General features: G+C 68.9%; 11 protein-coding genes. 6 read left to right on the forward strand and 5 right to left on the reverse strand.

Annotated features, from left to right (window positions below; all coding sequences use genetic code 11):
- A partial coding sequence (locus C3488_RS41200; RefSeq protein ID WP_219822378.1) for a hypothetical protein occupies window positions 1–185 on the reverse strand: 185 nt, incomplete at its 3' end.
- Window position 186: 1 nt separating this feature from the next.
- On the opposite strand from C3488_RS41200, the gene C3488_RS40995 reads away from it, so the two are divergent.
- From C3488_RS40995 to C3488_RS38615, 4 genes are all read left to right on the forward strand, one after another.
- Entirely contained in the window at window positions 187–357 is a 171-nt protein-coding gene (locus C3488_RS40995; protein ID WP_181139373.1) for a hypothetical protein, read from the forward strand.
- Window positions 358–840: 483 nt separating this feature from the next.
- Window positions 841–1116, forward strand: coding sequence for a hypothetical protein (locus tag C3488_RS38605; RefSeq protein ID WP_103845493.1), 276 nt, complete (start codon window positions 841–843; stop codon window positions 1114–1116).
- Window positions 1113–1544 (forward strand): hypothetical protein, encoded by a 432-nt coding sequence (locus C3488_RS38610; protein WP_103845494.1) that lies wholly within the window; start codon window positions 1113–1115, stop codon window positions 1542–1544. Before C3488_RS38605 ends, C3488_RS38610 begins: the two co-directional genes overlap by 4 nt.
- 179 nt (window positions 1545–1723) lie before the next feature.
- Entirely contained in the window at window positions 1724–1936 is a 213-nt protein-coding gene (locus C3488_RS38615; RefSeq protein ID WP_103845495.1) for a hypothetical protein, read from the forward strand.
- A gap of 616 nt (window positions 1937–2552) precedes the next feature.
- Here C3488_RS38615 and C3488_RS42460 read toward each other — a convergent pair.
- Both C3488_RS42460 and C3488_RS38625 read right to left on the reverse strand, forming a co-directional pair.
- On the reverse strand, window positions 2553–3206 hold the full coding sequence (locus C3488_RS42460; RefSeq protein WP_308460717.1) for a Ku protein: 654 nt from the start codon (window positions 3204–3206) through the stop codon (window positions 2553–2555).
- Window positions 3207–3231: 25 nt separating this feature from the next.
- Window positions 3232–4125: a hypothetical protein gene (locus C3488_RS38625; protein WP_103845496.1), complete on the reverse strand. Its 894-nt coding sequence runs from the start codon at window positions 4123–4125 to the stop codon at window positions 3232–3234.
- A gap of 238 nt (window positions 4126–4363) precedes the next feature.
- Here C3488_RS38625 and C3488_RS38630 point away from each other — a divergent pair, with 238 nt between their 5' ends.
- Entirely contained in the window at window positions 4364–5215 is an 852-nt protein-coding gene (locus C3488_RS38630; protein WP_258053914.1) for an ATP-dependent DNA ligase, read from the forward strand.
- Window positions 5216–5522: 307 nt separating this feature from the next.
- Here the strand turns inward: C3488_RS38630 and C3488_RS38635 are convergent, their stop codons facing one another.
- Window positions 5523–5759, reverse strand: coding sequence for a hypothetical protein (locus C3488_RS38635; protein ID WP_103845497.1), 237 nt, complete (start codon window positions 5757–5759; stop codon window positions 5523–5525).
- 284 nt (window positions 5760–6043) lie between these two features.
- Between C3488_RS38635 and C3488_RS38640 the strand changes: the two genes are divergently transcribed.
- Window positions 6044–7252, forward strand: a complete 1209-nt coding sequence (locus C3488_RS38640; RefSeq protein WP_374955492.1) for an IS30 family transposase — start codon at window positions 6044–6046, stop codon at window positions 7250–7252.
- Here the strand turns inward: C3488_RS38640 and C3488_RS38645 are convergent.
- Window positions 7249–7905 (reverse strand): bifunctional 2-polyprenyl-6-hydroxyphenol methylase/3-demethylubiquinol 3-O-methyltransferase UbiG, encoded by a 657-nt coding sequence (locus C3488_RS38645; RefSeq protein ID WP_103845498.1) that lies wholly within the window; start codon window positions 7903–7905, stop codon window positions 7249–7251. The two genes, C3488_RS38640 and C3488_RS38645, sit on opposite strands and share 4 nt — an antisense overlap.
- Window positions 7906–8011 lie beyond the last annotated feature (106 nt).

Genomic DNA, 8011 nt, shown 5'->3' on the forward strand with positions numbered 1-8011 from the left:
TACCGGAGCGCATCGACCGCAAGATCGCAGCTCCGAAGCGATGGCAGGCCGAACAGGAACGCGGCCGGCGGAGTGAGGTCCTGGCCGCCCGCCACCCGCGGCTGCGCTGGGTGAAGTCCCTCAACCAACTCGGCTACCACGACCTCGAAGAAAAGACTGCCCAGATCGCGGAACGGCCCGGGCATCGTGACCGATTCGGCCGACGCGGGGCGGACAGTCTCCGCGTTCCTCGCCTCGCTCGGGCTCGACCCCGTGGTGATCGGCCCCATGAGTGCCGGAACACTGCTGGAGCCGGGCGGCCCTGCCTTCGGCACGACGCTGAGCGGCGCGGAGCTCACCGCACTCGCGGCGCGCTGACGCGCCGAGACGAGCCGGCCAGCGATCGCGCTGCCGCGTGTCGGTCGGCGCCGCGCGTTAGCCCGTCACGCGCGGTCCGGCGGGAGGCGGACCGGCGCTGCTGTGATCACTGCGTCGTCACGGCCGTCGTAGGTCGGCCCGTAGAAGACCGTCGAGGAACCCTCGGCGACGCTGAAAGCCTGCACGCACCCGCCGGAGTCCGGTGGCGGGACCGGCGGGCTACGCCACACGGTCTCCAAGAGCCGTACGACGGCGGTGTGGTCATGGCCCTCCGAGACAGCACCGGGTCCGCGATCGGGCGAACGCCCTGTTGCAGACACCTACGCGGCTCATGATCGTTGAGAGGGCGAGGCCCTGCCTCTCCTCCAGGTGGGGGCTGCACCCGCGCTCTGGTGCAGCCCGTACTGCACTGTTCGGGCGTATCCAAGGCCCTCGTGCCTGACTGATCAGCGCAGCTCTCGTTGGTTCCGGGAGGAGGAAGACATGGGGCACTGGGTGTACGAGTTCGTGGGCTGTCCCGACACCGGCAACTATCAGCAGATCGCCAACGAGGAGGAGCCAGGCGAAGTCATCTTCCGCGAACGGCCCGGCGGCCTCGGCATCGTCGAGGGGTTCGTGCGCGACAACGTCGACGAACTGATGATGGTGGCCCGCTTCCGGTGGGTGGCCGGCGGCGACCCATCGACGGTGGCGCCGATGGTGCTCGAAGCAGTCGGCGAATACCTTCCACCAGCGGCCCGTGAGGCAGGGAGCCAGTGAGGGAGGACGACGGGCCGGAGGCCGGCGGCGAGGAAGAGGCCGAGCCGGAGATCTGCGATCTGTGCGGAGCTGTGCTCTCTGACAGCACCGAGTGGTACGCGCTGGTGCGTGACTCCTCCGCCATCCACGCGGTGGAGTCGAAGTTCGACGGCAAGCGGATGCTGGTCGGGTGCTCGCGCGAGCACCTCGCGGAGCTGGCCGAGCAGTACAAACGCCGCCCGTTCGTGGACGCCGAACTATGGGCCGGGAAGATCGCCCGCGTACTGCGGCGGCACCCCGAGGGAGTCAGCGAGGAAGACCTGGCCCGGCAGAGCGGCCTGACGCATGAGCAGATCCAGCGCGGCGTGATGTGGCAGAACACTGAGGCCCAGCGCTGGCTCGAGCAGCACCGCCAGCAGGAAGACGACGGCACGGACGGCGACCAGTAGGGCGTCGGCCTCGGCCGCCGCCGTCGTTCGTCGCCTCCCCGCGCCCCGCGCCTCACGCGAATAGGTCAGGACAGGCCTGGTGGATTTTCGTGTCCCGCGGGAAGCTTTTTGGTGGTGATCCAGCGGGCACAGCCACGCTGGATCACCGAGTCCTGCTCCGGCCGTCTGCGGGGGCCGACGTGAAAATCGAACTCATCCAACCGGCCGCGAACGTGCTGTTCGACGTGCCGGATGACATGCACGAGGAAATCATCACGCTCATCGACTCCGTCGCCAGCGCACCGGAGGCACACGTATCCGCCCCGGCCGCGGCGTTCGGTGAATGGTGCTGGCTGGTGTACACCACGCACGGCGACGTGCTCGAAGTGCTGGACGTCGGCTGCGCACGGTAGTCACCGTGCCGAGGAACACACCCGGCCGCGTGAAGGTAGCCCTGGTCACCGCGGCGGTGCAGATCAGGGCTCGATGGCGCCGTCAGTGGACAGCAGGACGCTCCCCTGATCCCAGTGCTCCCCTGCACAGCAGACCCCGACCGCAGCGCTACCGGGCGGATATCCCGTGCTCGTCTTCCGGTGCGGCGCCGGCCTGCTACGCGGCTGTCTTCTTCCGACGGCGCCCGGCCCGGGCCAAGGCGTCGACCAGTTCCTCATGACTCATCTTCGACCGGCCGGCGATGCCCTGGTCACTGGCTCGCTGATACAGCTCTGTCTTGCTCAGCTGCCGCAGCTCACGCTTTCCCACACCCTTGCTGCTTGCCGTGGTTGACGCCCGTGTCTGCTTGGGCCGAGCCTTCTTCTTCGCCGGCTTCCCCGCGGGCTTTCGCGCCGGCTTCTGGGCCGTCCTCTTCTTGCCCCTTCGCTCCTGCGGCGCCTTGCCTCCGGAGCTGGGGGTCTGTTCGACGCTGCGCTGGAGGGCTTCCATCAGGTCGATGACGTTGGTGGCCTCTGGTGGGGCTTCCTCGCTGACGATCTCCTTGCCCTTGGCTTTGGCGTCGACCAGCTCCTTGACCTACTCTTCGTAGGTGTCGTGGTAGTCCTTCGGGTTCCAGTCGATGGACAGTGCGCCGATCAACTGGCGGGCGGTGTCCAACTCCCTGCCCTGGACGTCGCCGCGGCCGGGCAGCACCGGCAGCTCCTGATGCGGGTCGCGGACCTCATCCGCCCAATGCAGCGTGTGGAGCACCAGCACCTCTTCCTGCGCGCGCAGCGCGACCAGGTACTGCTTGCCCCGCATCACGAAGGTGGCGATGCCAGTCTTGTTCTCCTTCTCCAGCGCAGCCCGCAGCAGCTCGTAGACCTTGGTGTACTCCTCGCCCTTCGGGGCGAGGTAGTAGGTCTTGTCGAAGTAGACCGGCTCGACCTGATCGAGGTCGACGAAGCCGGTGATCTCGATGACCTGGGACTTGCCCGGTGCGATGTCGTCCAGCTCGTCGGGTTCGACGATGACGTAGTCGCCGCCGCCCAGGTCGTAGCCCTTGACGATGTCGTCGCAGTCCACCTCCTTGCCCGTTCTCTCGTTCACCCGCTGGTAGCGGACGCGGTCGGAGGTGCCCCGCTGCAGCTGGTGGAAGTGGACGGTGTGGTCCTCGGTCGCGGTGAACAGCTGCACGGGCACCGTGACCAGCCCGAACGTCAGCACCCCGCTCCAGATCGCTCGCGCCATCGCTCATCCCTGCCCATTCTTTGCCTCAGGCCTTGTGCAGCGTCTGTCCGGCGAGCTTTTGGGCGTGGGCGGCTGTGTCCTTGGCCCGGCGCCGGGCTTCACGCACGCCCAGGTCGGCGGCCCTTGTGTGGTCGCGGGCCTTCCGGGCGGCGTCCCGGGCCCGCTGCTGCTCGCGCTCGGCGTCCTGAAGCTGCCAGGAGAGCTCGGTGACGCGCTGTTCGGCCTGCTGCTGCTCTTCCTCCGCCCGGCTCAGCTTCTCTTCCGCAGTGGCCAGCTCCGCTTCCCTGTCGTGTAGCTCCTGCTCGGCCTCCGCGGCCTGCTGCCGGGCCCGCTCAAGGCGTTCTTGCTGCTCGCGGCGACGGGCGCGCGCGGCATCCAGATCGGCCACCTCGCCGGCGGGCTTGGTGCGGCGGGCAGCTGGGGCCGGTGCGGGCTGTCGGGACAGGGCGGGGAAGCCGACCGGGGCACTCAGCGGCTTCGTCAGGCGCCCTTTCGCCCACTGCTGGGCCGCCTCGTGGTCGGCCAGCACCGCGTGCAGGGTGTCCTGGACCTCCTGCCGCGTGGCATCGCTGATGCGCTGCCCCGCCTGGGCCGTCAGCTCGCCGGCCTGCCGGGCCAGAGCGAAGGTGACCTGGTGCTGCTGCGCCGACAATTCCCGCAGCTGCTCCCCGTCCAGATCCCGGTGGGCCTGGCGCAGCGCCTCACCCAGCTGCAGAAGACGCCGCACTTCGTCCGGCTGCTCGCGCACCAGCAGGTTGCTCGCCCACGCCGCCAGGGTGGGGCGGCGCAGCCGGCGGATCTGCTCGGCCAGTTCCCGGTCGCCAGCGGCTCGCACGGCTTTGGCACGCTCGTCTCTGGCGGCCGTGAAGTCGCCCGGGGCCAGGGCGTACAGCTCGTCGGCGAGAGCGTCCAGATCCATCCTTGCCTCCCAGCCGCCACCTCCCTGCGCATAGATTTTGTCACTATTTGATCTGATATAGATGGACGGGATTTCGAGTGGGCGGCTAGCCGCCGCGAAAGGCATCGAGCGTGACCTGGACGCTGCCCGAGCCCATGCTCGCCTCCCCCGTCTCCAGCCCTGAGCTGCGGCCGGGCTGGGCAGCGAGCCGAAGTGGGACGGCTTCAGGGCGCTGGTCTCCGTCGACGCCGGCAGGGGCGTGCTGCGCTCCAGGTACGGCACCGAGATGGCAGGGTCGCTTCCGGAGATCGTGGCTGGGACCGTGCAGCTGCCGGACGCGACCGCGCTGGACGGCGAGCTGGTCGTATGGGACACCGCGGGACGGCTCGCCTTCGAGCAGCTGCAGAACCGGCTACAGCGGCGCGGCGCCAGGGCGGCCCGGGCGGCTGCTGAGTGGCCGGCTCACTTCGTCGCGTTCGATCTGCTGCGGCTGTCCGGGACCGACACGACCGGATGGCCGTATCGGCGGCGCAGGGTCGCGCTCGAGTCCGTGTTCGCCGCGCGCCGGCTGTCGGCACCGTGGGTGCTGTGCCCGTCGACCACCGAGGCGGACACCGTGCGCGAGTGGCTGACATGGGCATCGGTCGGGATGGAGGGCGTCGTATTCAAGCGGCTGGACGACGCCTACCAGCCGTCGGTGAGGGGCTGGCAAAAGTACAAGGTGCGGGAGACCACCGAGGCGATCGTCGGCGCCGTCACCGGCACACTCGCCTCTCCGCGCACGCTGTTGCTCGGCAGGTTCGACGATTGCGGCCGCCTTCAGTACGTCGGCCGCACCACCACTCTCGCTCAGACAGCGAGCAGCACGGTCGCCGGGCTACTCGCCCCGGCGCGGCGCGGTCATCCGTGGACGGGCTGGTCGTTCTCCGCTGGGTGGGGCAGCCGGGAGACGCTGGACGTCACGCTGGTGGAACCGGAGCTGGTGGTGGAAGTCGGCGTCGACGTCGCCCGCGACGCCTCCGGCCGGTGGCGCCACCCCGCACGCCTGCACCGCGCCCGCCCCGACCTCTCCCCCACCAACGTTCCCCACCTGGCGTCGCCGCCACGCTGACGGCGGCACCGAGCGCGGCGGCCCCGACGACGCGCAACCGGCCGAGCGCGCGCCCTGATCCCCGGCCGCGGCCGCGCCGCTCATCCCGCCCCTCCCTTTTCCCTCACTCCAGCCAAGGGACATGGGCGAAAGCGGCCGCAACGGGGATGTCAGCGGACCGACCACGCAGAAACCGCGCGGTGACCTGCACGGACACGGAGACGGTTCACCGGGTCGCGCAACAGTAGGCGCAACCCCTAGCGCATCTCGATGGCGCAACCGTAGGCGCAACCCGGCTCCTGGCGGCGTGCGGCGCTCGGACGGGGCCTCATGCGGCCCGGGCTGCTGCCCGGGCGCGGGTCAGCTGCCGCAACTCGGTGCGTGCCGCCGGCACCGAGCGGGCGGTGTTCCAGTACGGGTGCCACCACAGGCGTACGGACAGGCGCAGCAGACGGCGGCGCAGGGCGGTGGTGTCGCCGCGGTGGAACCCGGCGAGCGCGGCGTAGGTGGCGTTCCAGGCATGCTGCGTCTGCACCAGGTCGTCGGGGAAGTCGGTGGCGTCCATACCGGCATTGGATCGCTTGTTCGAATTCTCTGTCATCTCGGACACGCCGCCGCCTGTCCGACCAGCCGTGGTCGGGCTACGTGCCGTGCGACTGGGGGCGTCGTCCTCGTGGTCGCCCCGACCGTGACCTCGGTCGGTGTTCAGCCGCGGCGTCCAAGCGGCCGCGGCGAGACCCGGCTCGCGTCCCGACCGAGAGTCAGACCATAAATACGACGATCACAACGAAAGACCGTAAATGACCGAGCTCAGAACGGGAGACATACTTACTGCTTGTGGATCAAGGAATGAGCTTTGCCGAGGCTGCCAGGACCGTCGGCATCAGCACCCGCACCGGGGAACGATGGCGCAACGGACGAGGTGCCTCGGGCCGGACCAAGGCATATCCACCGCTCAACGCGGCACCTGTCGATGTATCGAGTGATCCCTCGCGCTATCTCCGCGAGGCCGACCGCGTCCACATAGCCGACCGGCTACTGGAGAAGGCCACCATCCGCGAGATCGCCGCCGAGCTGGGCCGCAGCCCATCGACGATCAGCCGCGAAGTCCGTCGCAACGGCACCATCCTGGCCGACGGACGCTGGCACTACCGGCCCTACACCGCCCAGCGCCGCGCTGACGCCCGCCGGCCTCGTCCAAAGACCGGGAAGATCGGCCAGAACCCGGAACTGCACGACTTCATCCAGTCGCACCTGACCCTGCGCTGGAGCCCCGAGCAGATCTGCCACGCTCTGCGCAGACGCTTCACCCATCGGCCAGACATGCACGTGAGCCATGAAACCATCTACCAGGCCCTTTACACCCAAGGCCGCACAGAACTCCGCCGCGAACTGACCCAAACTCTGCGCACCGGACGTGTCAGACGGCTCCCTCGCCGCCTGGCCGACCGCCGGCGCTTCCGGGCAGTCAAGAACAAGGTCATGATCAGCCAACGGCCGCCCGAGGCAACCGACCGGGTCGTCCCCGGGCACTGGGAAGGCGACCTGATCCTCGGCCGCAAGAAGCACTCCGCGATCGCCACTCTGGTCGAACGCAGCACTCGTTACCTGCTGCTGGTCCACCTGCCCGACGGCTACAATTCCGCAGCCGTACGCGACGCACTCATCGCCACGATGAACCCCCTGCCGCCCGTTCCGAAGCAGTCTCTGACCTGGGATCAGGACACCGAGATGGCCGCTCACCGCGGCTTCAGCATGGCCACCAACGTCCCGGTCTACTTCTGCGATCCCGGCAGCCCGTGGCAGCGCGGCTCGAACGAAAACACCAACGGCCTGCTCCGACAATACTTTCCCAAGGGGACCGACCTGTCCCGGCACACCCGCGAGCACCTGGACGCGGTCGCCGCCGAACTCAACAGCCGCCCACGCAAAACGCTCGGCTGGGAAACCCCAGCCGAGCGCCTGCAGAATTTGATGGGTTCAAGAACTCTGACGGCACAAGGGGCCTTCCGCGCGGTGCCTTTGGCCCCAGACCAAGCCGTGAAGCTGACCTCCTAGTGCCGGTGCCAGACCAGCGTGTAGCGCCAAAACAGTCGTCGGCGCAGCCGTGCACCGGGTAGCGCCTGGCGGGCGTCGCGAACGACGTCTGCAAAGGTCATAGTCGCCGGTCGGGTCGGAGCGGTCATTGAGTCCGGTCGCGGCGCCTTGCGGCCCTTGTTCTTGATCCAGGCCATGGCGACGTTCGCCGGAATGGCCACGGCGTCGATCAGGTAATCGCTCAGGGACTGCGGGCGATAGACGCCGACGACGACCAGGGTTCCGCCGGACGCCAGGTGATGGCGGAAGCAGGTGAGGGCGTCGCTGAACGGCATGTGGTGGATGGTGGCGACACAGGTGATGACGTCGTAGGGGCCAGGCGGCACCTCCTTCAATGCGTCTCCGACAGTGAAGGTCACCGGGGCGGCGGGGTCTGTGAGCCCCCGCGCGCGATCGACGATCGTGGGGTCGACGTCGATACCGTGCACTGCTCCGGCCCGTGAGGCCAGGAGTCTGGCGAGGTCACCGCTGCCTGATCCGACGTCCAGAGCCCTGTTGAAACGTCTGGGGAGCTGGCGCAGCATCCACCGGTGGTAGTGGGCGTTGTGGTCCCAGGGGTGGGTGGCATGGAATTGCTCAAGTGCTCGCATGATGCGGGGCAGCAATGTCGTCATGGCGTGAGTCCATCAGCCCCTCGGTCGCCTGCGAAACCCACAGCCGGGGCGCCCGGCCTGGAACGACCGTCAGCCGCTCGGCCGGGATACTCAGCCGAGCGGCTGT

The sequence above is a fragment of the Streptomyces sp. Ru72 genome, assembly GCF_002920635.1.
Classification (GTDB): Bacteria; Actinomycetota; Actinomycetes; order Streptomycetales; family Streptomycetaceae; genus Streptomyces.

Excerpts from the sequence above, each read along its gene's own strand:
- C3488_RS38605 (WP_103845493.1), top strand. The coding sequence starts at position 841 with ATGGGGCACTGGGTGTACGAGTTCGTGGGCTGTCCCGACACCGGCAAC.
- C3488_RS42460 (WP_308460717.1), bottom strand. The coding sequence starts at position 3,206 with ATGGCGCGAGCGATCTGGAGCGGGGTGCTGACGTTCGGGCTGGTCACG.
- C3488_RS38625 (WP_103845496.1), bottom strand. The coding sequence starts at position 4,125 with ATGGATCTGGACGCTCTCGCCGACGAGCTGTACGCCCTGGCCCCGGGC.
- C3488_RS38635 (WP_103845497.1), bottom strand. The coding sequence starts at position 5,759 with ATGGACGCCACCGACTTCCCCGACGACCTGGTGCAGACGCAGCATGCC.
- C3488_RS38640 (WP_374955492.1), top strand. The coding sequence starts at position 6,044 with ATGAGCTTTGCCGAGGCTGCCAGGACCGTCGGCATCAGCACCCGCACC.
- C3488_RS38645 (WP_103845498.1), bottom strand. The coding sequence starts at position 7,905 with ATGACGACATTGCTGCCCCGCATCATGCGAGCACTTGAGCAATTCCAT.